At 28.7% G+C, this 24,969-nt stretch carries 34 protein-coding genes; 1 reads left to right on the forward strand and 33 read right to left on the reverse strand.

The annotated features are described in order from the left end of the window. From LQK79_RS00485 to LQK79_RS00595, 23 genes are all read right to left on the reverse strand, one after another. Entirely contained in the window at positions 1-837 is an 837-nt protein-coding gene (locus tag LQK79_RS00485) for a tetrahydrofolate dehydrogenase/cyclohydrolase catalytic domain-containing protein (RefSeq protein ID WP_231015027.1), read from the reverse strand. Positions 838-873: 36 nt separating this feature from the next. Beyond that, positions 874-1,287, reverse strand: a complete 414-nt coding sequence (gene nusB / locus LQK79_RS00490) for a transcription antitermination factor NusB (RefSeq protein ID WP_231015028.1) — start codon at positions 1,285-1,287, stop codon at positions 874-876. Between the two features lie 187 nt (positions 1,288-1,474). Beyond that, on the reverse strand, positions 1,475-1,870 hold the full coding sequence (locus tag LQK79_RS00495; RefSeq protein WP_231015029.1) for an Asp23/Gls24 family envelope stress response protein: 396 nt from the start codon (positions 1,868-1,870) through the stop codon (positions 1,475-1,477). Between the two features lie 553 nt (positions 1,871-2,423). Beyond that, positions 2,424-2,966: a SpoIIIAH-like family protein gene (locus LQK79_RS00500; RefSeq protein ID WP_231015030.1), complete on the reverse strand. Its 543-nt coding sequence runs from the start codon at positions 2,964-2,966 to the stop codon at positions 2,424-2,426. Positions 2,967-3,044: 78 nt separating this feature from the next. Further along, positions 3,045-3,665 (reverse strand): stage III sporulation protein AG, encoded by a 621-nt coding sequence (spoIIIAG, locus tag LQK79_RS00505; protein WP_231015031.1) that lies wholly within the window; start codon positions 3,663-3,665, stop codon positions 3,045-3,047. Positions 3,666-3,700: 35 nt separating this feature from the next. Next, positions 3,701-4,291, reverse strand: coding sequence for a stage III sporulation protein AF (spoIIIAF, locus tag LQK79_RS00510; protein ID WP_231015032.1), 591 nt, complete (start codon positions 4,289-4,291; stop codon positions 3,701-3,703). A 21-nt stretch (positions 4,292-4,312) separates the two neighbouring features. Then, on the reverse strand, positions 4,313-5,452 hold the full coding sequence (spoIIIAE, locus tag LQK79_RS00515; protein ID WP_231015033.1) for a stage III sporulation protein AE: 1,140 nt from the start codon (positions 5,450-5,452) through the stop codon (positions 4,313-4,315). Between the two features lie 9 nt (positions 5,453-5,461). After that, positions 5,462-5,845 carry a stage III sporulation protein AD gene (gene spoIIIAD, locus LQK79_RS00520; protein ID WP_231015034.1) on the reverse strand — a complete coding sequence of 128 codons (384 nt, stop codon included), beginning with the start codon at positions 5,843-5,845 and terminating at the stop codon, positions 5,462-5,464. 9 nt (positions 5,846-5,854) lie between these two features. Further along, entirely contained in the window at positions 5,855-6,052 is a 198-nt protein-coding gene (gene spoIIIAC / locus LQK79_RS00525) for a stage III sporulation protein AC (RefSeq protein ID WP_231015035.1), read from the reverse strand. A 12-nt stretch (positions 6,053-6,064) separates the two neighbouring features. Continuing rightward, positions 6,065-6,583, reverse strand: coding sequence for a stage III sporulation protein SpoIIIAB (spoIIIAB, locus tag LQK79_RS00530; protein WP_231015036.1), 519 nt, complete (start codon positions 6,581-6,583; stop codon positions 6,065-6,067). A 2-nt stretch (positions 6,584-6,585) separates the two neighbouring features. Then, a complete protein-coding gene (spoIIIAA, locus tag LQK79_RS00535) occupies positions 6,586-7,506 on the reverse strand; it encodes a stage III sporulation protein AA (protein WP_231015037.1) in 921 nt (306 codons plus the stop codon). Between the two features lie 124 nt (positions 7,507-7,630). Next, a complete protein-coding gene (gene efp / locus LQK79_RS00540; protein ID WP_231015038.1) occupies positions 7,631-8,194 on the reverse strand; it encodes an elongation factor P in 564 nt (187 codons plus the stop codon). 68 nt (positions 8,195-8,262) lie between these two features. Next, positions 8,263-9,330: a M24 family metallopeptidase gene (locus tag LQK79_RS00545; protein WP_331000613.1), complete on the reverse strand. Its 1,068-nt coding sequence runs from the start codon at positions 9,328-9,330 to the stop codon at positions 8,263-8,265. A gap of 270 nt (positions 9,331-9,600) precedes the next feature. Further along, entirely contained in the window at positions 9,601-9,990 is a 390-nt protein-coding gene (locus LQK79_RS00550) for a hypothetical protein (RefSeq protein WP_231015039.1), read from the reverse strand. Next, positions 9,987-10,430, reverse strand: coding sequence for a hypothetical protein (locus LQK79_RS00555; RefSeq protein ID WP_231015040.1), 444 nt, complete (start codon positions 10,428-10,430; stop codon positions 9,987-9,989). The genes LQK79_RS00550 and LQK79_RS00555 overlap by 4 nt, the downstream gene beginning before the upstream one ends. 12 nt (positions 10,431-10,442) lie before the next feature. Next, positions 10,443-11,171 (reverse strand): hypothetical protein, encoded by a 729-nt coding sequence (locus tag LQK79_RS00560; protein WP_231015041.1) that lies wholly within the window; start codon positions 11,169-11,171, stop codon positions 10,443-10,445. A 19-nt stretch (positions 11,172-11,190) separates the two neighbouring features. Further along, complete coding sequence (locus LQK79_RS00565) at positions 11,191-11,388, reverse strand: hypothetical protein (protein ID WP_231015042.1); 198 nt, start codon at positions 11,386-11,388, stop codon at positions 11,191-11,193. Then, positions 11,346-11,807 (reverse strand): type II secretion system protein, encoded by a 462-nt coding sequence (locus tag LQK79_RS00570; RefSeq protein WP_231015043.1) that lies wholly within the window; start codon positions 11,805-11,807, stop codon positions 11,346-11,348. Before LQK79_RS00570 ends, LQK79_RS00565 begins: the two co-directional genes overlap by 43 nt. Further along, positions 11,804-12,238 (reverse strand): type II secretion system protein, encoded by a 435-nt coding sequence (locus tag LQK79_RS00575; RefSeq protein WP_231015044.1) that lies wholly within the window; start codon positions 12,236-12,238, stop codon positions 11,804-11,806. The genes LQK79_RS00570 and LQK79_RS00575 overlap by 4 nt, the downstream gene beginning before the upstream one ends. Further along, positions 12,219-12,674, reverse strand: a complete 456-nt coding sequence (locus tag LQK79_RS00580) for a pilus assembly FimT family protein (protein WP_231015045.1) — start codon at positions 12,672-12,674, stop codon at positions 12,219-12,221. The genes LQK79_RS00575 and LQK79_RS00580 overlap by 20 nt, the downstream gene beginning before the upstream one ends. Beyond that, entirely contained in the window at positions 12,655-13,020 is a 366-nt protein-coding gene (locus LQK79_RS00585) for a prepilin-type N-terminal cleavage/methylation domain-containing protein (protein ID WP_231015046.1), read from the reverse strand. The genes LQK79_RS00580 and LQK79_RS00585 overlap by 20 nt, the downstream gene beginning before the upstream one ends. Positions 13,021-13,035: 15 nt before the next feature. Continuing rightward, entirely contained in the window at positions 13,036-14,229 is a 1,194-nt protein-coding gene (locus LQK79_RS00590; protein WP_231015047.1) for a type II secretion system F family protein, read from the reverse strand. Positions 14,230-14,233: 4 nt separating this feature from the next. After that, positions 14,234-15,733 carry a GspE/PulE family protein gene (locus tag LQK79_RS00595; protein WP_231015048.1) on the reverse strand — a complete coding sequence of 500 codons (1,500 nt, stop codon included), beginning with the start codon at positions 15,731-15,733 and terminating at the stop codon, positions 14,234-14,236. A gap of 193 nt (positions 15,734-15,926) precedes the next feature. Here LQK79_RS00595 and LQK79_RS00600 point away from each other — a divergent pair, with 193 nt between their 5' ends. Beyond that, a complete protein-coding gene (locus LQK79_RS00600) occupies positions 15,927-17,654 on the forward strand; it encodes an Rqc2 family fibronectin-binding protein (RefSeq protein WP_231015049.1) in 1,728 nt (575 codons plus the stop codon). Between the two features lie 126 nt (positions 17,655-17,780). On the opposite strand, the gene uraA is transcribed toward LQK79_RS00600, so the two are convergent. The 10 genes from uraA to LQK79_RS00650 all read right to left on the reverse strand — a co-directional run bounded on the left by uraA (position 17,781) and on the right by LQK79_RS00650 (position 24,887). Continuing rightward, on the reverse strand, positions 17,781-19,058 hold the full coding sequence (gene uraA, locus LQK79_RS00605) for a uracil permease (RefSeq protein WP_231015050.1): 1,278 nt from the start codon (positions 19,056-19,058) through the stop codon (positions 17,781-17,783). A gap of 26 nt (positions 19,059-19,084) precedes the next feature. Then, positions 19,085-19,621, reverse strand: a complete 537-nt coding sequence (pyrR, locus tag LQK79_RS00610) for a bifunctional pyr operon transcriptional regulator/uracil phosphoribosyltransferase PyrR (RefSeq protein WP_231015051.1) — start codon at positions 19,619-19,621, stop codon at positions 19,085-19,087. 143 nt (positions 19,622-19,764) lie between these two features. Beyond that, positions 19,765-20,676: an RluA family pseudouridine synthase gene (locus LQK79_RS00615; protein ID WP_231015052.1), complete on the reverse strand. Its 912-nt coding sequence runs from the start codon at positions 20,674-20,676 to the stop codon at positions 19,765-19,767. Beyond that, entirely contained in the window at positions 20,673-21,125 is a 453-nt protein-coding gene (gene lspA, locus LQK79_RS00620) for a signal peptidase II (protein ID WP_231015053.1), read from the reverse strand. Before lspA ends, LQK79_RS00615 begins: the two co-directional genes overlap by 4 nt. Positions 21,126-21,167: 42 nt before the next feature. After that, positions 21,168-21,773 carry a TraR/DksA C4-type zinc finger protein gene (locus LQK79_RS00625; protein WP_231015054.1) on the reverse strand — a complete coding sequence of 202 codons (606 nt, stop codon included), beginning with the start codon at positions 21,771-21,773 and terminating at the stop codon, positions 21,168-21,170. A gap of 92 nt (positions 21,774-21,865) precedes the next feature. After that, the gene (locus LQK79_RS00630; protein WP_231015055.1) at positions 21,866-22,558 is read right to left on the reverse strand and encodes a 5'-methylthioadenosine/adenosylhomocysteine nucleosidase; all 693 of its coding nucleotides are present in this window, start codon (positions 22,556-22,558) and stop codon (positions 21,866-21,868) included. A 160-nt stretch (positions 22,559-22,718) separates the two neighbouring features. After that, entirely contained in the window at positions 22,719-23,348 is a 630-nt protein-coding gene (locus LQK79_RS00635; RefSeq protein WP_231015056.1) for a DivIVA domain-containing protein, read from the reverse strand. Positions 23,349-23,384: 36 nt separating this feature from the next. Further along, positions 23,385-23,633, reverse strand: coding sequence for a YggT family protein (locus LQK79_RS00640; RefSeq protein WP_231015057.1), 249 nt, complete (start codon positions 23,631-23,633; stop codon positions 23,385-23,387). A gap of 112 nt (positions 23,634-23,745) precedes the next feature. Continuing rightward, positions 23,746-24,210 carry a cell division protein SepF gene (locus tag LQK79_RS00645; protein WP_231015058.1) on the reverse strand — a complete coding sequence of 155 codons (465 nt, stop codon included), beginning with the start codon at positions 24,208-24,210 and terminating at the stop codon, positions 23,746-23,748. A gap of 17 nt (positions 24,211-24,227) precedes the next feature. Then, positions 24,228-24,887: a YggS family pyridoxal phosphate-dependent enzyme gene (locus LQK79_RS00650; RefSeq protein ID WP_231015059.1), complete on the reverse strand. Its 660-nt coding sequence runs from the start codon at positions 24,885-24,887 to the stop codon at positions 24,228-24,230. Positions 24,888-24,969 lie beyond the last annotated feature (82 nt).

Consider the following 24,969-nt stretch of genomic DNA (forward strand, 5'->3'; position numbering starts at 1 on the left):
TTACCAAAGCGCCTCACAAACATTTAATATAAGCATCGTTGTTGTCATTGCTCCTACTCCCCCTGGTACAGGTGTAATGAAAGCAGATTTATTCAAAGCCTCATCAAAACAAATGTCTCCTTTAAGCTTTCCATCTACAACAGTAGTGCCCACATCTATAACTACAGCACCCTCTTTAATATATTCTCCTGTAATAAATCCAGGATTTCCAACTGCCGAAACTAATATATCAGCCTTACTGCATATCTCCTTTAAATTTTTTGTCTTGGAATGACATATAGTAACTGTAGCATTTTCATTAAGAAGAAGCTGGGAAACTGGTTTACCTACAATATTACTTCTTCCAATAACTATCGCATTTTTGCCAGCTATATCTATACCTGTACTTTTAATCAACTCTATAATGCTTCTAGGCGTACATGGCACAAATGCTTTTTCTCCTCTATAAAATTTACCAGTATTCTCATATGTAAGACTGTCTATATCCTTGCTTTCGCTTATTATTGAAGTTACATTTTTTTCATTAATATGTCTTGGGAGAGGAAGTTGAAGCATAATACCATTTACATTTTTATCTTCGTTTAGTTTGATTATTAAGCTTATAATATCACTTTCAGCCGAATTCTCATTTAATATTATGCTTTGAAATTTCACACCTAATTTGTCACATAATCTTTTCTGATTTTCTAAGTAATACATAGAACCGCCATCATTTCCAACCATAATACTCACTATACAAGGAATTTGTAGCCCATTATTTATTCTTTCCTTTACAAAGCTAGCTATTTTTTCTCTATATTTCTTTGCTTGAAGTTTTCCATCTATTATTTGCCCCACATTTACACTTCCTTTGTAATTTTTAACTAATACGTTCTACACCGTTTTGTTTTCAATATTATTTATAAGACTTCCAAGAACACCATTTACAAATGACCATGATTTTTCTTCTGAATAACTTTTAGCAAGTTCAACAGCCTCATTTGCAGAAACCTTAGTTGGTATATCATTTTCATAAAGTATTTCATAAGTTGCTAACCTAAGTATACTTAAATTAGTTTTAGATATACGATCTATTTTCCACTTATTCGAACTTTCTTCTATTTTTTTATCTATAGCTTCTTTATTGTCTATAACACCATTTATTATTCTTGTCACATACTCAAAATCTATATCCTTACAATCATTTTCCTCTTTAAAATTTTCTATAGTTTCTTCACAGTTATTTTTATTAAATGAAATCTCAAACAATAACTTCATTGCTATTTCTCTACTTTTTCTTCTATTCATGTTTTTCCTCCTATTTATGTAAAACCACCATAAAATTTAATATATAGACACAAAGTTTATATTACTATATATTATAATAAACTTCCATACTTTTTAAAAAGTTTATTGCAAAAAAGCATCCTATCTTAAAGGATGCTTATGCATAAATATAGTTAAATGGAAAACTAAATGCTTCATTTAAATAATATTATTCTTCAGTGTATTCTTCTTTTACCTCTTCATTTGGCTTTTGAAGCGCAACATTCTGAACAAATACATTCACAGCTGAAACATTTAAACCTGTTAAACTTTCAACTGTTCTTTTAACATTTTCCTGTACTTTAGAAGCTACATCAGGTATTCTAAGCCCATACTCAATAACTAAGTATAAATCTATTGATGCACTTTCTTCTTCAATATTAATTTTTACACCCTTTGTAAGATTCTTTTTTCCACTTAATATTTGTGTTATTCCTCCAACTATCCCTGAGCTCATTCCAACAACACCTTTTATTTCAGATGCTGCCAAATCAGCAATTACTCCAACTACCTCGTCTGATATTTTAATTATGCCTATCTCAGGATCTTTTGTTTCTTCTTCCATGATTATTACCCCCTTTGCCCTGAATAACCAAGGCGTAGTGTATTTAAGTGTATTATATCAAATTACTTATTTTTTTACAAATTAAAATAGTGAGAAGTAACAATGCTTCGTCACATACACATACGCGGGGTTTGGGATGTAATCCCATTATCCTTCTAGAATAATATAAAAGGACTTTTAATAATAAATCCTATAAATCTTGGTGGTGATTTTAGACAAGTACCTGCTCAAGGTATAGAAGAATAATGGGCAAAGCCCATGCCACATGCATGTTTACTCGCTGAGAAAATGCTCAGACAAATTAAAATATCTAAGTATTTTACGATTTTTTTACCAAGATTTATTAGATTTTTTTAAACTGTTCCTTCAGCATCGTTACTTCGCTTCCACAGTAGTGCAAGGAAAAAATTCCTCCGTGACTACGGAATTTTAGGTGTGAATTTTTGTAGAGCAGAGAGTAGAGAGTAAAGAGTAGAGTGGGAGAAAAATAATCCTTCACTCTACTCTTTACTCTGTACTCTGTTTCAAGTTGTCCATCTATAAAATATTTTTGTTATTTAGTAATTGGTAAAACGTCTATGTTTCTAATTCCTGTAACATTATTAACAACATCTTTTATGTCTTTTAGCTGAACATCACTAAGTTTAGAACTACTAGCTTTTACATTTACAATAACCTTATTATTATTTATTGTACAAAGTGCATCTTTAAACCCCTTACTTTTAAGAAGTGTCTCAACTTTAGTGGCTTTTGCATCATTATCTGTTAATGCCATAAGTTTTTGTTCTGCTGCTGTTCTTGTTGAACTGCTCATGCTCTTGTCATCAATAACATTTTTTAATGTTTGTATTTCACTTTGGTCCTTTTGTTCCCTATCAAGCTTTCCCTGTGAAAATAAATCTGATTTTGTACTAGTACTAGAAGAACTTGTATTCTTAGAAGCATCCTTGTCCATAGATACTGTACTTTTATTATCATTGTCCAAATCAGTATCATTAACATATAAATATGGACTTCTAAACTTTGTAGCTAAAACGGCTGCACACACTATAAGCACTAGCAACGTTACAATAATAACAGCTTGTTTTTTATTCATTTTCTTTACCCCCTATCTAATCCTCAAAAAAATTATATGCTTGTTCACACTTCTATATACCACATGGCCTCTCAAAATTTATTTCTTCATAGGATAAACATTTACTTTATCTGCTGGTACTCCAAATAATTCTACAACTGCATTTGTTATGTTTAATTTTGTATTTTCATCTTCAGCTCCTTCAGCTACTATACACACTCCTGTTATTTTAGGCTTATACGTTTTAAGAATTAGTGGAGATTCCTTATCACCATCTTTAGACATAACAACAGTATCTCCGTCTGAATTCTGCGTTGTAGTTCTTTTTCCACCTGAATTATCCGTTTCATCGGTAACAGAGGTAGACTTATTAACATTAAAAGCTGGAACTTGCTCCTCACCACTTGAAAAATACATCATTATTTGCACCTTACCTACACCATCCATTTGCTCTAATGTATTTTTAAGCTTATTTTCTACATTTGTTTCATAACTTTCAATGCTGTCACTGCTACTTTGATTTTGGTTTTGACTTTGACTTTGGCTTGTTGTCTGCTCTTTTTTGCTGTTTTCCGATTGTGAGAAACTCTCTGTACTGTTAAAAAAGCTAGCTACTATTACTATTAATATTCCTATAAGACCAATTATAAGAATATTTGTAAACGCATTCTTTTTTTTCTTTTCATCTTTAAAATAATTCATCAATTTCTTGAAATCCATTCTATCCCCTTCCCTATAAGTTTTTCATGTTATTTTTAAAGTTTATATACATTTATGTCTTTATCTGATACATTAATTTCATTACTTATAAAGTTCTTTATCTTTTCTTTTTCGCTATCATTTAAATTTTGAGTTGAAGTAGTTCTTTCACTATTTTTTCCTATCTGTATCTTACTAATCTTTTCTATTCCCTTTTCTTTTACTCCAATACTTATAGATTTTATTGCAAGTACCTTACTATCCTCATCCTCACTGATTTCAACACTAGCTGAATAATCTGCATCTGGAAACTTTTCCTTAAGAATCTTAGTACATGTGGCCTCTAAATTTTCTTTAAACTGCTTCTTAGTATCCTCCTCATCTTTTGTTTTATAATTTTCAATGCTACTTTTATAATTATTTTCTGCACTAAAACTTTTTTCTGCTTTATTTATATACTCATCTATATTTATATTTTTATTTAGTATCTTTATGATTGGAGTCATTATTACAACCATTAGCATTAATCCCATAACAAATTTTCCATAACTTTTCATCTTATTGTCTGGAAGTATCATTTCAACAGCAGTAATAAACACAACAGCGGTACATATTGTAACTATCCAGCTTTTAAGCCAAGCTATCACCTTCAATCACCTTCTTATCATCTATGAAACTTTACCAGCAGCTATAATTATTGCTATCATTATAAAAAACATTACAGATACCCCTATAAGGCATGATGCTATCAATATAAGAGTATCTCCCGCACTTGCTATACACTTGACTATTCTTTCATCGCTTATAGGTTGTACAAGTGCAGCAGTAAATTTATGCATGAATGCTAAAACAAATATCTTAATCACAGGAAATATCATCATAACAACTAGTATAATAAGTCCTATAGTTCCAACAGCATTTTTAAGTAGAACACTATAACCGGCTACTGTTGACACCGCATCAGATAAGCACTTACCAACTATCGGTACAAAATTATCAACTGCAAATTTAGCTGTCTTACCAGTAACTCCATCCAAAGCTTTTGAGTTTATACCTCTTATTGTTATTATTCCTATAAATATAGTCATTACAATCCCTTGAATCCACATCACAATTTGATTAAGCAGTTTTGCTAATTGATCTATTTTATAATCTTTGGATAAATTATTTACGAACTGAAGTACAAAAGTCATTATAATAATTGGCATCAATATATTTTTAAATATTGTTGTGCTAATACTTATAGATAATAGTATTATTGGATCCAAAGATGCAGATTGAATAACATTACCAGATCCAGCGAGAAGCGCTAGCAATGCTGGAATTAGTACGTTCATCATATTACTTATATCCTCAATACTTCCTCTAGCCAAAGTTATTCCCGTATAAAAGCTTTTTGAAATAATCGTGATAATAACAGAATAACAAGCAAAGTATGCTATGTTTGTAACTCCTTCAGATGAAAAAGCCCTTTGAAAATTGGTAAGTAAAGAGCAAATAATACATATAATTATGAGCATAAATATTAACTTAATACTGGAAATAATGTCTCTAATAGAATACGTTAGTACTGCTTTTACAAGTTTTGAAAAAGATATACTACCTGAGCCATTTTTCATATAATCTTTAACATAAGTTACTATATCAACATCTTTTAAAATTTCATATTTGTCTTTTACATTAGTCATGTAATTGTAAAGCTCATTTATTTGAGCATCGTCATTAGAATTACTCTCTGCTTTTACACTGGTTGGACATATTATCATAAATAAAGTTATTATAAGCAAAATATAAATTATTTTTTTCATAAATAACACCTACATAAGCTTTAATATTGAATCAAGCAGCCCCATTAGTATTGGAACAGCTAGTACCAATATAAGTATTTTTCCTGCAAATTCCACCTTAGAAGCTATATTACTTTCTCCAGAGTCCTTACATATTTCACTACAAAAAGAAGCTAGGTAGGCAATTCCAAGAATTTTAAATACAGTAGTTAAATAAACAAAGTCTATATTGGCCTTTAATGCAAGCTTCTGCAAAAGTCCAAGGACTGCTGTTATTTTTGAAAGCATAAATAGAAAAATCAAAACACCTACAATAACACTTATAAGCACTGCTATTTCGCTCTTTTGATTTCTAAAAACAATTGTTATCATAAGTGCTATAAAAGCAAATGCTACTATTTTTATAATATCCATAATAACCACCTATAACTGAAACATAGTTTTTACAGCGGTAAATAGTTTACTTATAAGATTTATTACCATCATCAAAATTATAATTATTCCTGCCAAATTGGTTATTACAGCAAAATCATCCTTACCACTTGATTTTAATATTTTATCTATTATAATCATCAAAATTCCAACAGCTGCAATTTTGAAGATAAGACTCACATCAAGCAACTAACACACCTCCTACACAAGCATAATTACAAGCATAGCTCCTATACAAAATCCTAAATACCTGTACATTTTAACGCTTTTTTTCATTATTTCTTCTGCATTTTTTATTTGCTTCTTTAAGTTTTCAATAGTAAGTTCAAATACTGCAATTTGCCCATCTATGTCTGTTTCTCCAAGGCTCTTAGATAAATTTAATACTATTAACTTATCCTCTTTAACCATTGTCATATGGCTACTGCTGATTTCAAATGCATTTTTAAAGGCCTCATATACACTATCACAATTTTTGCTCAAAAGATTTGAGGAAATGATTTTAAAAAATGACTTTAAAGGTTCAATAGTTTTATCAGCTACATTCATCAAAGCCTCTACTAAAGGAGTATGAGTATATATTATTTGATTTCTAAGTTGATATATACAAACCTGAATTTCATTAAGTTCCCTTACTCTACTTTTGAATTTTTCGGCATAAACAAATCCTGCTAAAGTAGATGTTATTAGTACAATCATGCAGCCAAAGATTTTTATCACCTTTAAAAACTCCTTTCTTTTGTAGAACTTTTAAAATCATATATATAATCAATACTTCCTGCACTCCTTGCTGCATCCAATACTATTGCCTTTTCAAATACATTATTTTGAGTTATATCCTTAAATACATCTCTATTATATAAATCTTCTATTCCAAATCCATGTATTGTCGTAATTATATTTACTCCACAGTTAACTGCCATAAGCACACTTTTCATATCTTCATAAGTTCCAATTTCATCACAAACAATTATTTCAGGGGCCATGCTTCTTATAGCCATCATAATACCTATACTTTTAGGACAGTTGTCCATAATATCGGTTCTAATTCCTATGTTCATCTGCGGCACTCCATTTGCACAAGCTCCTATTTCACTTCTCTCATCTATGACACTTATCTTTTTCCCTGTTAATCCTAGTTCTGTAATTCCATTAGATAAATTTCTTGTCATGTCCCTCAAAATGGTAGTTTTACCACACTTAGGTGGAGAAATTATTATTGTATTAAATACTCTATTTCTAAATACTATATTTTTCATTAACTTATTTGAGCAGCCTATTATTTCTTTACATACTCTTATATTAATTGAAGAAACGTTTTTTATGGTTTTTACTCTTAAACCTTCTGTAACACATTCGCCACAAATGCCAATTCTATGTCCACCCTTTATAGTTACATATCCTTGTCTCAGTTCTTCTTCAATAGCATAAATAGAATACCCACTCATTTTATTTAATATCTTTTTCATATCATCTTCTGTAGCCTTATACTGACTTACATACTCATTTTTACCCACCTGGATAATCAGGGGCTTGTTTACTTTTATTCTGATTTCCTGCAAATCAGAATATTCTTTTATAAGCCTTACTTCACTTTTTATTTTTTCGGGCAGTATAAAAAAAATATTATCAAGGTTAACCACTTTTTCATCCTCCTCTCATACTTAATTTTTATTTATACAAATCAAAAATTATTACAAAAAATAAAAAATGCATAAGAATTAATTTATAATTCTTATGCATTATATATAGACTATTTAGTTCATATTATCCCTGAACTCTTTCCATATACTCTCCTGTTCTAGTATCTACTCTTATTATCTCTCCCTCATTTACAAATAAAGGAACTGGAACTATTGCTCCTGTTTCAAGTGTTGCTGGCTTCATAGCATTTGTTGCTGTATTTCCTTTTACTCCAGGTTCACATGATGTTATTTGAAGTTCTACAAAGTTAGGAGCTTCTACTGAGAATGCTTCTCCCTTATAGAATTTTATTGTTGCAAACATATTTTCCTTTAAAAATTTAATTGCGCCTTCAACTTGTTCAAAGCTTAAAGGTATTTGTTCATATGTTTCTTGATCCATAAAATAGTATAGTGAACCATCTGAATAAAGATATTGCATTTCTTTTCTTTCTATTACAACATCCTGTAACTTTGCAGTTGGGTTAAATGTTGTTTCTGTTACTCCTCCAGAAATAACATTTCTTAATTTTGTTCTAACAAAAGCTGCTCCTTTACCAGGTTTTACATGTAAAAAGTCAATTACAGTATAAACTTGTCCCTCAGATTCAAATGTAGTTCCCTTTCTTAAATCTCCTGCTGATATCATTAGGTATCCCTCCAAAATATTAATTCATTATATATTATTACATTTTTGTGTGAAATTCATACAAAATTCTATATACATATTAAATTTTTAGGTGATTTTGATATAACTTCACAACTATCTTTTTTAACTAAAATTAAATCTTCGATTCTTACTCCTCCAAAGCCAGGTATATATATTCCTGGTTCATCCGTAACAATCATTCCTTCTTTTAGAACAACATTTCCTCTTGGACTTAATCTAGGTTCTTCATGTATTTCTCTTCCAACTCCATGACCTAAACCATGACCAAAATTCTCACCATATCCATAGGATGAAATTATATCTCTGGAAATTTTGTCTATATCCTTGCATACCACATCACTTTTTATTGCAGGTATAGCTGCTTCATTAGCCTTGAGCACTATATTATAAATCTCCTTCATTTTATCACTTGGCTTACCTATAACTATTGTTCTTGTCATATCTGAACAATATTCTTCATATATACATCCAAAGTCCAAAGTAAGAAAGTCTCCATCCTCTAAAACCTTATCAGTTGCCTGACCATGAGGCAAACATGACCTTTTACCACTTGCAACTATTGAAGGAAAAGATAAGTCTTTTGCTCCCATCTTCTTCATTGTAAATTCTAGTTCGAGACCTACTTCTCTTTCAGTCATTCCTTTTTTTATGAAATGAAGCATATGCTCAAAAGCTTTATCCGCTATAGCTGCAGCTTGCTTAATCTTTTCTATTTCAGTTTCATCCTTAACTAGTCTAAGCTCCTCAACTATACCATTTAGTGGAACAAAGTTGCATTTTAAGTTTTTCTTATATTCACTATAAGTTGAGAAAGTAAGTACATTTTCTTCAAAAGCAAGAGTTTTTATTCCAAGCTCTTCCGCCATCTTTCCTAAGAATTCAGAAAAAGTAGTATTATATTGAACCACTTCATAATTTTCAACTTGCTGTCTTGCCTGTTCAGTAAATCTTGAATCTGTTATAAAAATAGCTCTGTCTAAGGTAACTATAGAAAAACTTTCATCTCCAGTAAATCCACTCATATAATTTCTGTTAGGATCACCTACAAGTAATACTCCATCAAATTTTTTACTTTTCATGGCACTTCTTAGCTTATCTATTCTGCTTTTATACACTTTAACGTTCCCCCTTCTAACTTATACACCATATACAGCTTATGAAATAAATAGCATTGACACAAAACAGGTTAATGTTAAAAGTTTCATATAAAAAGTGTTTATTTGTTTTAATATGTAATTATACATGATTTAAAAACACTATACCAGTTTATTATAGTGCAATTTAATCCACAAATACAGACAATGATATTTTATCAAAACTTATAAATATTTGCAAATTTATTTTCATTAATTTTTAATAAACCACATAAAATGATATATTATATATTAATTAACTTCTTCATAATGCCTAAAGACTAATTTCATTTTAGCTCTCTCATTTTCAGAGGTTTTGGTAACATTGATTTCCTTAATTCCAATCAAATTTTTTTCTTGTCTAAAATTGCTGACCATATTATTTATATCTTTAATATTGCCATTTATTGAAACGTTGGCATACGCATCCATATTATCGTATTTTACTTCATCTATTTTCAACCCCTTATATTTTTCTAAAGTATCTAATATTTCGCTAAATTTAATTTTTTTATACTTTTTCATTACTGTTTTCCTAGGTGTTTTTATATTATTACTTTTAAATTTAATTTCATTATTCACCACGAAAATACACAAAAATGCAGAAATCAATATGGGTATTAATGCAATTTTAATTTTCAAATACTTCTCACCCCTATGACTACATTGTATTTATCACTACTTTGGGATTTTACTAAACTCTTTATAATTAATTTAGGATTATTTTCTATATCACTCACAAGCCTTTGAAAATTTTCGTTTGATAAAAGTTCAATTTCTACATTTTCATCCTTTATTGAAATATTTGTGTAGTTCACATTTTTGATTTTTTCAGAAATTAATTTTAAAACATCTGCATCTTTAAAAGAGGCTTTATTATCTGTATTGTTATTTTGTACTATGATGCTAGTTCCTTCTTTTATATTAATCTTATTTTTATAATTTAATATCTCAAAATATAAATTTATTAGAAAAATAACATCAGCCAGAAACAAAATTAATATAGCTAAATTAATAAGCTTATTTTTTAGAACTTCTCTTTTTTTCCTTATATCATAGGGTAAAAAATTATTTTTTTCCATAAAATTCTCCTTTCATACTATTAACTTTGTTATTTTACCTATATCTATATCCTTTAAAAAATTTATCTGACCATACTTTTCAAAAAATTTAACAATATTTTGTTCTTTAATAAACTGTCCTACAATGTAAATTTTGTTTATATCATTTGCTTTTACATAGTTAGAAACAAAGAACCTTTTTATTTTACTATATTTCTTATCTTCATCCATATGGCACACCTCATTTGAATAAATACTGTTATTTTTTACAAACAACATATAATTATTGGAATCATACTGAAAAAACAAAAAATAATCCTTCTCCTTTATAATTTTCCTATAATAATTTAAAAAGCATACTTGCAATAGTCTTACAGCTTTTAATTCTTGTTTTTCTACAAATTCATTAATTAAATTCAAGCCTTCAGCCCTTAAATAAAATACAATTACCTCTACCCCATCCTTTGATTCTTTAGCCTTTTTATAATTAAATATAAACTTTTCATTTCTGTATAAATAATTTAGTTCATCGTTTATAAGATCATATAACTTGTTTTCACTAACCTTAGGAAATGTAAAATATTTAATATATATTTCTTCTCCCTCGATAAGTATGTATGTCTTTTTATTATTTAAATTTATTTCTATAGTTCTATCATGTATTTTTTGTGTAACTTGTTTATTTGCATTAAAACTTATTCTTTTTTTTATGTTTTTAAACTTTCCTAAGTCTATTTCTGTCACTTTATCACTATTAACCATATAAATTACATTCACATAATCACCTTCCATTATAGTAATCAACCCTAAAATCTACATTTTCGCTTTTCAATATTGATTTTTGAAAATCCAACATGTACTTTTTCCTTTGAATTTCTATCTTATAAATAGTAAGCACTAATATAACGCACAATCCTCCTAAAATAAGTCCATATATCATGCTGTACCCTGGTCTTCTGGAGTTTTTAAAATGAAGCATCTTCTATATCTCCTTCCATCATTACAAGTTATAAATATATAAAAAGCATTTTTATTTTGTAAAACATTAAATTCTTTTATTTTTAACATCACATTATTTGAAGTTACTTTTACATTATTCTCATAATAATCTACTATAATTTTTTGCGTATATCTATTAAACGTTATATTACTATGTGTATTGTCACTTTTCGTAATTTCTATTTCATTATTTGTAACTTTTATATTACCTTGCTTTAGCAAACTATCAAGTATAGTCATTCCCTCAGAAACATATAGATCTTCATTTTCAATTTTGCTTTCTTTTATGTAACCTTTCATAAAACTACCTAAGATTGAAATACTAAAAACTGCAAATATACTAAAAATCAAAAGTGAAGCTATCAATTCTACTAATATGAATCCCTTATATTTTTTCATTTTGTGAATGCGCATGTATAAACTTTTTCCTTTCCATAAAATTTTACGTACATATTTAAGGTAACCTCCATATTGCCATCTTTTTCATATGAACTTAAAATAACATATGGAAATTTATTACTATGGTTTTCAGTTAAAAAGATAGAATTTATGTCAATTATTGAGTTATCGCTTTTTATTGCATCACTTGAAATATATATTTTTCCATTGCTCTCCAAATTTCTTATTTGTTCTTTAGATGTATTTGAAATTAGTTCATTTTTTAAAGCCTCCAAAAAATAAGTATATCTTACAGTTTCATAATTTATTTTGCTTAATCTAATTTCGCTTATTTTAATTCCAATTGTAAACATTAATAGTATTGAAAATATACTTACTGAACATAATGCTTCTACTAGCGTAAATCCCTTTTTACTCCTTAATTTCAACATTACCTGTTCCAACACAAATTGTAATTGTGTGCAATCCTTTCTTTAAGTCTATGTACTGGATTGTACATGCATCTGAAGTCATTCCATTTTCATCTATGCTAATTTCGCCATGGCTGTTTTGAATAGGATACACTTTAAATCCATCTGGAAAATAAAATCTATCTATGCATTTATCAAAACCCTTATAAAAAATAAATCTATTTAGCGAGGCATCTACAAAAATTTTTCCCTCTAACTTCCTCCCTTTACAATAATGCCTACTATTATTAATAAAATTCAATATTTGATTATTTACGTATTTATATTCTATTTGATTTTTTAAACCATTGTAACTTTTAACTGCTATGATTCCGAAAGAGGATACAATAATAAGTATGCTTATTGTGCAAACCATTTCAATTAATGTATATCCTGCTTTAACTCTTTTTAAAAACATAACTGCAGTCCTCCCCATTTATTTGAACTTCATAATTTACATTTTTATAGTTAAAATCTACACTTATATCTGTTTGGTCTTCTGTGTCACTTACTGTGAAGTCTATATCTTTTATTTTAAGGTTTTCATTTAAACATTCTTCCACATCTTCTTTTATAAACCCATCCTTCCTCATATAACTTTCCATCGCCGATGAAAATACCAACCCTGCTGTATCTTCAGCTTTTTTCTCATAGGTTTTGCTAATATACCCTAAAACATTTGGAACTAACATTGAACTCAATATTAAAATTATAGAAATTGTAGTTATTAATTCTATAAGCGTAAACCCTTTATTTCTACCCATTAGCTCCATTCCTTTCTATATTGAATTCATGATATTTATAACTGGCATCATGACAGAAATTATTATTGATCCTATAAAAATGGAGAGAATTACAATTGTAAAAGGTTCAAATAAGCTAACAGCTCTTTTTACTTCATTATTTATTTCTTCCTCGTAAATTTCAGCAATATTAATTAAAACTTCATCTATATTTCCACATTCCTCAGCCATATAATACATATCTACAGTGAACCTAGAAAAAACATCCGTATTTTCAAAACTTTCTCCTATTCCTTTTCCATTCCTTATATTAATAATGCACTTATTTATTGAATTTTCAGCATATGCATTTTGGACTGTTTGTGATGCTATATCCATAGCCTCTATAATAGAAATTCCACTTTTAATTAATATAGAAAGAGAAAAAATAAATCTTCTACTAATCTCCTTTTTATAGATATTGCTTATAAATGGAATTTTAAATTGGGCTTTATCTAACTTCTTTTTCATAAATTTTGATTTACATAGCAAATTTAATATAGTAATTACTATACTTAAGCTAAGTATAAAAGAAATTAAATGCTGTCTTATAAAAGTACTTATATTCATAATAGTTTGAGTGCTCCCTGGAAGTTTACCACCTAATCCATTTAAGATTTCAGAGAATTTCGGAATTATATCAACTATTAAAAAAATAGTTAGTACTATAGTTAATATAAATACAACTATTGGATATACAATCATGTTCTTTATCTCATCTTTAGTTTTATATATTTTTTTATAATAAACTGCTATATTTTTGAATATTACATCCAAGTTTCCCCCCTCTTCGCCAACAAGTACCATTTGTTTAAAAAAATAAGGAAAACTATCTTTACAGCAGCATATACTTTCATATAAAGTTTTACCACTTTGTATATTGATTTTTATTATGCCAATATTCTTTCTTAAAATTCCGTTAAATTTACTATACATAATATTTAGGCATTCACATATATTGAAACCAGCATTTAGCATATAACTCATCTGATTTGAAAAAATATATAAATCTTTGCTGCCTACTTTTTTCATAAAATAACTTACTTCTTTTTTCCTTTTGTAAAGTATAAGATAATAATTTTTTTCCCTTAACTCATTAGCAAGTTCTCTCCTGTTATCTAGCATTGAATAACCCTTTATCTTTTTGCCTTCATTATTTATTGCTTCATAAATGTAACTTATTTTAATCACTTCCTTATAAACTATCTCTAATCTTTATAAGCTCTGTAAATGTAGTTTGACCATTTTTTACGAGTTCTGCAGCACTATCCTCAATTAACTTCATACCTTTGTTTAAAAAATAATTTTTTAGTTCTGATGAATCTCTATTTTTATAAATTATCTCTTTACTTTCATCGTCAAGTATCATAATCTCAAAGATTGCCTTTCTTCCAGAATACCCTGTAAAATTACACTTTGAACATCCTTTTCCATTATAAAGTTTGTCTCCAGCTTTTAGGTTTAATATGTCTTTTTCATACTTACTTGGTTCATACTCATATCTACAATTAGGGCATATTTTTCTTATTAATCTTTGAGATATTACACCGTTAAGTGCATCTCCAATTAAATATTTTTCTACTTTCATATCGTTTAATCTTGAAACTGCCGAAAATGTATCATTGGTATGCAGCGTACTTAATACAAGATGTCCTGTTATGGCTGCCCTTATAGCTATTTCAGCGGTTTCCTCATCTCTTATTTCCCCAACCATTATTACGTCAGGATCTTGCCTTAACACATTTTTTAAGCAATTAGCAAAAGTTAAACTTGATTTCTCATTTACATTTATTTGATTTACTCTATCCAGTAATATTTCAACAGGATCTTCAATAGTAATTATGTTTTTTTCAATATTATTTAATTTTTTTATCATGGAATAAAGAGTAGTAGTTTTTCCACTTCCAGTAGGTCCGCAAAGAAGAGTTATACCATGAGATTTTTTGAGCAATTTTATAATTTGCTCACTTTTATTTTCAGTAATTTCTTCAAATGTAAAAAAGGATTGGTTTTTATATAATATTCTTATAACAAGTTTTTCACCAAATAAAGTAGGCATTGATGATACTCTAAAATCATAACTTTTTTCTTTACTTTTATACTCAATTCTTCCATCTTGAGGTAGCTTTTTTATAGCAATATTCATCTTTGCCATTATTTTAAGCCTTATAAGAACAGCTTCATATGCCTCTGTAGGAATTTCCATAAGCTCATTTAAAATTCCATCCACCCTAATTCTTATACGAACAATATTTTCAAATGGTTCCAGGTGTATATCACTAGCTGATCTTGTTAAAGCTAAGTTAATTATTGAATCCGCAAGCCTAACAGCTGGCACATAATTCTCTTCACTGCTTTCATAAACTATTTTGTTGCTTTTTAAAGTTTTTTCAGTTTCAATGTCTTTTATAGCTTTTTCACCAGATTTAATGCTTGCATACAAGTTTATATAATTTTTTATTTGATTTTCTTTGCCTTTAAATATTATGAGTTCTTTTTTAAATATAAATTTCAAATCTTTAATTGTATTTAAAGATAATTCTTTATATGTTGCTATATATACACTTTTATTTTCAAAGTAAAATGGGAAAATTTCATGTTTACATATAGCATCCATATCTATGTTATTGAAATTATTTTTACTAATTTCATATTCGTCTAAATCCACTTCCTCTAAGGAATTACAGTCATCCATATATTACTCCTTTACAAATAACATTTTTATATATTATTTACATTATTGTATTTTTTAAACTTTAAGCCAAAATATTTCTTAACAATTGCCCTTTAAAGATTCTGTGTAGTTTTACTATATACTGTTGAGTAGATAGATCTACAAATGGTATACTATAGATAGAGAGCAACTGAATTGAAAGGAATTGATATATATGGCACTTGACGGAATATACTTACATGCAATATTAAATGAGTTAAGAAATAAACTTATAAATGGTAGAATAACTAAAATAAATCAGCCTGAAAAGGATGAAATAAATTTAACGATTAGGACCACTTCTTTAAGTAATGTAAAATTACTTATTAGTGCTAGTTCCTCATATCCTAAAATACATATTACAAATTTAAATAAGACCAACCCTATAAAGGCACCAATGTTCTGTATGGTATTAAGAAAGCATATTATGAATTCTAGAATAGTAAATATTGAACAACTTGGAACTGATAGAATACTAATCATAAATGTTGAAAGTGTTGATGAATTAGGATTTAACAGCATATATCAATTATTTATAGAAATAATGGGCAGGCACAGTAATATTACTCTTATAAGACAAAGAGACAATACTATAATGGACAGTATAAAACATCTAACTTTAGATATAAATAGGTATAGAACATTGCTTCCAGGCTTAAAATTTACATATCCACCTGAAAGCACAAAACTAAATCCATTAAATTTCTCATTTGAAGATTTTGAAAAGTTTATTTTAGATAAAAATATAAATAAAAGCGAAAAAATGTTTTCTAGCTTGTTTACAGGTGTAAGTTCTACTCTTTCAAAAGAACTTTATTTTAATACCAAGGACATTATGTCTAATAATGAACTTTATATTTACTTAAGTAAATTTTTCTTAAATATTAAAAATAACAATTTCAATTTTTCACTATATTCATACAACAAATCAGTAAAGGATTTTTACTGCATAAAACTCCTTTATTTAAATGAAATGGATGAAAAAGTTTATGATTCTCCTTCTGAGCTTTTAGATGATTTCTATGCAGAAAAAGATAAAATAGACAGACTTAACAACAAGAGTTCAGATTTACAAAAAATAATAAAGAACAATATTGAAAGATGCATAAAAAAAGATGAGATTTATAATAAGAAATTAAAAGAATGTGATAATAAAGATATATTTAGAATATATGGCGAACTACTAACCTCAAATATATACTCAATAAAAAAAGGTGACAAAGTTATAAATGTTTTAAATTATTACAGCGAAAATAGTGAATGCGTAGATATAAAGCTGGATAAAAACAAGACTCCTTCTGAAAATATTCAAGCTTATTTTAAAAAATACAATAAGCTTAAAAAAACAGAAGAAAATGCACTTATTCAAATAGAAAATAATAATAATGAACTTGAATATTTACAGTCAGTACTTACCAATATAGAGAATAGTGAAACTTATGCAGAAATAGAAGAAATAAAACAAGAACTCATTGAAACTGGATATATAAAGTTCTCAAAGAAAAATAAAGTAAGAAAAAGTAAGACTTCAAAACCTATGCATATAAAATCAAAGGATAATATAGATATATACATAGGCAGAAACAATTATCAAAATGATTATTTAACTTTAAAGTTTGCAGACAAAAGAGATATATGGCTTCATACTAAAAATATACCTGGTTCACATGTTATAATTAAAAATTATGGTTCGGTGCCAGATAGCACTCTTGAGGAAGCTGCATCCTTAGCCGCCTTTTACAGTAAAGCAAAAGAATCTTTAAATGTTGCAGTTGATTATACAGAGGTTAAGAATGTAAAAAAACCTTCTGGTGCAAAACCTGGAATGGTCATATACTATACAAATAAAACAATATATATAAATCCCAAAGCACCAAAAGACAGAGTAGAGAGTACAGAGTAGAGAGTACAGTTAATGTAAATTTATTCTTTTTACATCAAATAAAACGAAGCAGCTGTTGTACTTACATAGTGCACCAGCTACTTTCAAACTCAAAATTTTCTGTGACAACAGAAATTATCCTTCACTCTACTCTTTTTCCGAAAGACTCTTCTGAGGCAATATTAAATTAAGTATAATTCCAACTATTGTTGCAAGAGCAACCCCAGCTATTTCTACGTCAGAACCATTAAATTTAAATTTAATTGATGCTCCACCTACTCCTAAAACTATTATTACAGAAGTTATAAGTAAATTTCTTTTCTGTGAGAAATCTATTTTATCTTCTACAAAAATTCTATATCCTGAAGATGCTATTATTCCAAAGAGAAGTATGCTTACCCCACCCATTACAGGAAAAGGCATATTTGCTATTAAAACTGCTACAGGTCCAATAAATGAAAGTATTATGGCAATTACAGCGGCAATACCTATTACCCAAACACTATAAACTCTTGTTATAGCCATAACACCTATATTTTCTCCATAAGTTGTATTTGGAGGACCTCCAACAAGTCCTGCAAAAATTGTAGCAACTCCATCTCCTAAAATAGATCTATGAAGTCCTGGATCTTTTGTAAAATCTCTTCCAACTACATTGTTAGTTACATAAATATGTCCAATATGTTCTGCTATTGTAACAAACGAAACCGGTGCCATTATAATCATTGCATTTAAATTAAATTTTGGTGTTATAAAAGGTGGAAGTTGAAATAATTTTGCGCTTAAGATACTATGTATTGTTTTATCTGGTACTACTCCAAGACACAAGGCAACTATGTAACCACATATCATAGCAATAAGTATTGGAATTACTCCTAAAAAGCCTTTAAAATACATTGTACCAATAATTCCAACTGCAAGAGTTATTACTGCTACTGTTATCCATGCCCATCTTGGAACACTTTGAGATATAGCATAGGAAGGATTTAATCCAGCCCAGTTTATAGCATTTCCAGCAAGGCTTAATCCAATTACTATTACTACTGAACCAACTACAACAGGAGATAGTATTCTATTTAGCCAATCACTTCCTGTAAATCTTATTATTGTTGCAACCAATATGTATACTAGACCTGCACAAATAACTCCAGAAAGCATTGAATTTGCCCCATAATTTTTAGAGGCAACAATCATAGGTCCTATAAATGCAAAAGAAGAACCTATATAAGCAGGAAGTTTTGCTTTAGTGCATAAAATATACAAAAGTGTACCAACTCCACTGCAAAATAAACCAATAGCCGGACTCATTCCTGTAAGAATAGGAACCAAAATAGTAGCACCAACCATAGCAAATAAATGTTGAAAACTAAGAGGTATTGTCTTAAGAAGCGGCATTTTCTCTTCTACATCCACATATTTTTTCATAAATTTCCTCCATCAAATATTTTATTTTAAGCTTCGTAAATACTTACGGAATCATTTCCATCCAACTCTGAAACTTTAACAGATACCATTTCAGTTTTTGATGTAGGAACATTTTTCCCTACATAATCTGCTCTTATTGGAAGTTCTCTGTGTCCTCTATCAATCAATACAGCAAGTTGTATCATACCAGGCCTTCCCGAATGTATAATTGCTTCAATTGCAGCTCTAACTGTTCTGCCTGTATATAGAACATCATCAACCAAAATTATTATCTTATCTTTTACGTCAATTTCTATATTATTGCTTTTTATTGAGGTTTGCTCATCTAAACTTATTAAATCATCTCTGAATAAAGTTATATCTACGCTTGCTACAGTAACCTTTTTGCCTTCAATACTTTCAATAATATCTGCTATTCTGTTTGCAATTGGAACTCCTCTTCTTTTGATTCCTAGTAGTATTATGTTCTCTATTCCCTTATTTTTTTCTATTATTTCGTGTGAGATTCTGGTAAGAGTTCTTTTCATAGCTTTTTCATCTAAAAGCACAGCCTTTAATAACATACTAAAGCACCTCCTGTAAAATATAATTTGCATAAAAAAAACCCAACCATAGTAAGGTAGGGTTTGCATTCTTAAAATCCATTATTGTACCTTACGACCTCACAGGATCATTTAAAGGAAATAAATCAACATTTTTTATATTATCACATATTACTTATTATTTCAATTACCTTTTTAAAATATTCCGGAAGTTCACTGTCAAATTCCATATATTTATTTGTCAATGGATGTATAAAACCAAGTTTTTTGGCATGAAGCAGCTGCCCATTAAGCTTAAATTTTTGTTTACTATATCCATAAATAGGATCTCCAACAATAGGATGACCCATATACGCCATATGAACTCGTATTTGATGTGTCCTTCCTGTTTCAAGCTTGCATTCTATAAGCGTATTATTTTTATATCTATTAAGAACTTTATAGTGTGTAACCGCTCTTCTTCCATTCTTGACCACTGCCATCTTTATTCTTTGATTTGGATGTCTTCCAAGAGGTTTATCTATAGTACCAGTATCCTCCTTAATAACACCTTCCACAAGCGCATTGTAAATTCTATTCATAGAGTGCTCTTTAAGCTGCTCTGCTAGCTTTTTATGAGCCATATCATTTTTTGCAACAACTAATATTCCTGATGTATCTTTATCTATTCTGTGAACTATTCCAGGCCTTAATATACCATTTATACCTGATAAATCAGTACAGTGATATAAAAGTGCATTTACTAATGTGCCTGTGTAATTTCCAGGCGCCGGATGAACTACCATTCCCTGCGGCTTATTAACTACAATTACATCACTATCCTCATATATTATGTCAATAGGAATATTTTCAGGTTCTACATTAAGCTTTTCATTTTCTGGAATTTCAACTTCAATTTCATCATTCAATCTTAATTTATAGCTGCCCTTCTTTATGCCTCCACAAACTGATGCTTTTCCACTTCTAATTAGATTTTGGATGTATGATCTTGATTTATCTTTAATATTTTCTGAAAGATAGACATCAAGTCTTAAATCTTCACTATAAGAATCTACTACAAATTTAAGCATATTCATTTCTTTTTATCATCCCTAAGCATACATATTAAAAGCAAAAAAGTTCCTACAACAACACATACATCGGCAATATTAAATACCGGAAAATAATACACGTCTTTATAGTGAAATAGAATAAAATCAACTACATGCTTATAGATAGTTCTATCCACTAAATTTCCAAGTGCTCCTGCAATTATTATACTTAACGCCATTGTCATAAATTTGTTTTTAGATCTATATTTTATAAGATAAAACACTACTCCACATAATATTACAAATGTAAATACTATTAAAAATATAGTTTTACCAGTAAATATATTCCATGCTGCGCCCTTATTTTCAACATAGGTTAAACTGAAAAATCCTTTTATTATAACCATTTCATTTGAATCTTTTAGCGAACTCACAGCCCATAGTTTTGTAACTCTATCTAATAAAAATCCTATTATTATTACTACTAACTCCATTAATTTCCCCCTTAAAAAGTGAAACTTGAGAATAAACTAATGTCAATCTGGGAGCTGATCTTTGTATTGAGCATTGCTTACTTTATCCATAAAATCAACATATTCATCATCATCAATAAAATCATCCATAGTATTAGGACGTTTATCAAAATTTTGTACAGCATCATAGCTATCCTCTAAATCAAAACCTGTTTTACTACTATATCTCCTGAATCCAGTGCTAAAAGGATATCCCAAAACTTCTTCCTCAACAGGTCTATTCTCACCTGGCCTAGGTTTTATGCTTGATATCTTTGTTTGACACTCTACACAATTTTCAGCATAAGGTAAAAATTCAAGTCTTTCCTCACTTATTTTTTTGCCACAATTTTTACATATTCCATAACTTCCATCCTGTATTCTATTGATAGCTGCATCTATTTTTTCTAATATAGTAGTTTCGTTTTCTCTAAATGCCATTCCTCTTTCTATATCACTTATTTCCGTTGCTAAATCTGAAGGATGGTTATCGTAAAATGATAATTCAGAGGCTATTTCACTTTTAGAATCAATTGTTTCGTTTTTTCTCATATTTTCGAGCAAATCATTAACCTTTTTTTTCTCATTTATAAGTTTTTTTTCATAATAATCAAGTTTATTTTTTTCCATAATAATTCTATTCCTCCAATACCTAAAATTTAATGTGTACGAAGTCTTTAGAATTATTATTTCAAAAAACAAATAATATTATAACTTTAAATTTATATTAAATTAATCATATTTTCCAAAATGACAGTAGAACTTTTTATTGCAATAGGTTTAAATTTTTCATAATCCATGCTAGCACCATTATTAGCATTATCTGAAATCGACCTTATAACAACGAAAGGTATCTTATTAAGATAAGCGGTATGTGCAATACTTCCACCTTCCATTTCACATGCCATAGCACCAAATTCTTTTTCAAGCCATCTTATTTTATCAACATCAGCAATAAATTGATCTCCTGAAACAATTCTACCTACAAAAACATTATAATCCTTAAAATTTTTGCAAGCTTCCTTAGCCTTTTCTACTAATGCTTTATCACATTTAAAATCGAAAGTATCCATTCTTGGTACTTGCCCATGTTTATCTCCAAAAGCTGTGGTATCCATATCATGTTCAACTAAGTTATTAGCTATCACTATATCACCAGGATATACATTTTTTCCTATTCCTCCAGCAACTCCAACATTTATAACACAATCAACTTTAAAATCATCTGCAAGTATTTGAGTACATATTGAAGCATTTACTTTTCCTATACCGCATCTTACTATTACCACATTTTTATTATTTATTTTGCCAAAATTAAATATCATCCCTGCTTTATCTTCAGTTTTTTCTAGTTCTATTTTTTTTAAAAGAAGCTCTAGTTCTTCATCCATTGCCCCTATAATTCCAATATTCATTTTATTACCTCCGCAAATTTTTTAATCAAGGCTTTGCTTTAATTTTAACACCTATTTAAAACATATCCTTAATCAAAATAATGAACTGCATCAAAATAATACAATTCAAATTTTGATACAGTCCTTTTACTTTTATTAAAGTTAAAGCTTTAAACTGTTTCTATTTTACAAAAAAACTCTTTATTTCATTTAAGTCATTTGTAAAGCTTTCTTCACTTTCACTTAAAGCCTTAGCTTCCTCTTTAATAATTTGTTCCTTATCATTCTTTTCTATTTCTTTTGCATTTATAGCTTCTTCATCCTTTAAAGTAGCGATGCTATAATTTTTATCAAATTCATTTTCAAGAGAATTAAACATATCCATTTGTGCATTTATAAAAGTTCTATACTTTGATCTAAATTTTACAAATTCCTGCTTTATTTTATCATAATCCTCGTTAATTTTAACAACGTCCTCATTTGCCTTATCAATTATTTTTTGTGCAGAATCATTTGCATTCCTAACCATAAGTTCTGCTTCTTTTTTTGCAGACTGCTTTGCCTGTTCCGCCGCATTTTGTGCTAAAACAAGAGTATTTTGTATAGTCTCTTCAATATGCGCATAATGCTCTAACTTTTCTTTAAGAATAACATTTTTTTCCTTAAGATTAGAATTTTCTTTATACAATTCCTCATAACTATCAGCAATTTGATTCAAAAATTCATCCACTTCATCTGGATCAAAGCCTCTTAAAGTTTTTTTAAATTCCTTGCTAGTTATATCCATAGCAGTAAGCCTATCGCTGCTCATTTTATCACCTCAATCTCATAAGTTTTTCTCTAAAAATCACCTTAAAGCTAATGTAATAATTATTCTTTCAATTATGTTAAATAAAATCAAAACAAAAAATGGAGAAAAATCAATCATAAAATTAGGCATAAACCTTTCTTGAATACTTCTAAATGGTTCAAGAAATGGATTAGTTATAGTTCTAATTATCCTTTTAAAATCATATAATGAATCTATTGGTAAAAACGATAGAACACAATCTATAATTACAGCCCATTCCAACAATCTTATTAAATATATTAGCATAGTAATAACCATAGCAATAAAATTCTCCTCACATTAAAGTTTCATACCTCTTGAAATTCAAATTCATGTGTATCAAAATATATAAAAAATGGCATTTCATTATACATAAAGTTTATTTACTCCAGCTAAATATTCCCTTACTTGAAAGTTCATTTTTTAAATCTTTGCTAACTTCCACATTAGAAGGAGACAGCAAATAAACACCTTTTTCAATTTCTTGAAGTTCACCATTAAGTACGTAACTTGCTCCACCCATAAAATCCAAAAGCCTCTGAGCTATCTTAGGCTCAAGTTCAGATACATTGACTACAACTATTTTCCTATTTTTAAGATCATCGCAGATTTGAGTTGCTTCATCATAATCGCTTGGTTTAACTATAGATACTTTTATAGAATTAGCCGTATGTATATTTACCACCTTACTTGATTTTTTATTTTGAATTAAACTATTGTCATAATCATAAGCTTCTTCTTCCTCTAAATTTTTGTTGTCTTCAAGTTCACTTTCTTCTTCTTCATATTCCTCATCGTTAAGTCCTATGATACCCATTACTTTGTTTAAAACTTTACTAGCCATTAGTTTACCCTCCTATATTAATTATAATTTCTTTTACCAAATATCCCTTGGCCTATTCTTACTATATTAGCACCCTCTAGTATTGCGGTTTTATAGTCACCTGTCATTCCCATAGATAAATATTTCATTTCAACATTTTTAAGTTTCATACCTTTTAATTTCTCAAATAAACTTTTCATCTGTGAGAAATATTTTTTGTTGCTTTCTTCATCTCCAATTGGAATCACAGTCATAAGCCCTTTGACTCTTACATTACTACATCTTTGGCACTCACCAAGAAGTTCATCCAAATTTTCCAATAAAATTCCACTTTTACTTTCTTCTCTACCTATGTTTATTTCTATAAGAGCATCAGCAAAAAGATTTTCTTTAGAATATCTTTTTTCAAGTTCTTTAAGCAATTTTACACTATCTAAAGAATGTATTAAAAATACCTTTCCAACAATGTATTTTACTTTATTAGCTTGAAGATGACCAATAATATGCCACCTAACGTCACTTCCAAAATTATCATACTTGGTTAAAAACTCCTGTACCTTATTTTCTCCAAAATCTCTAATTCCAAGATCATAAGCTTCTTTAATATCTTCCACAGGTTTAGTTTTTGATACAGCTACAAGTTTGACACCATCTGGAATGCTAGCCCTAACTTTTTCTAAATTTTCTGCTATACTCAAATTAACCGTCTCCTTAAATAAAAAAAGTAGAATTCTTATTATTAGATATATTCTCCATAAATCTAGAAAATCCTCTAAAATA

The sequence above is a fragment of the Clostridium guangxiense genome (assembly GCF_021043395.1).
GTDB lineage: Bacteria > Bacillota > Clostridia > Clostridiales > Clostridiaceae > Clostridium_S > Clostridium_S guangxiense.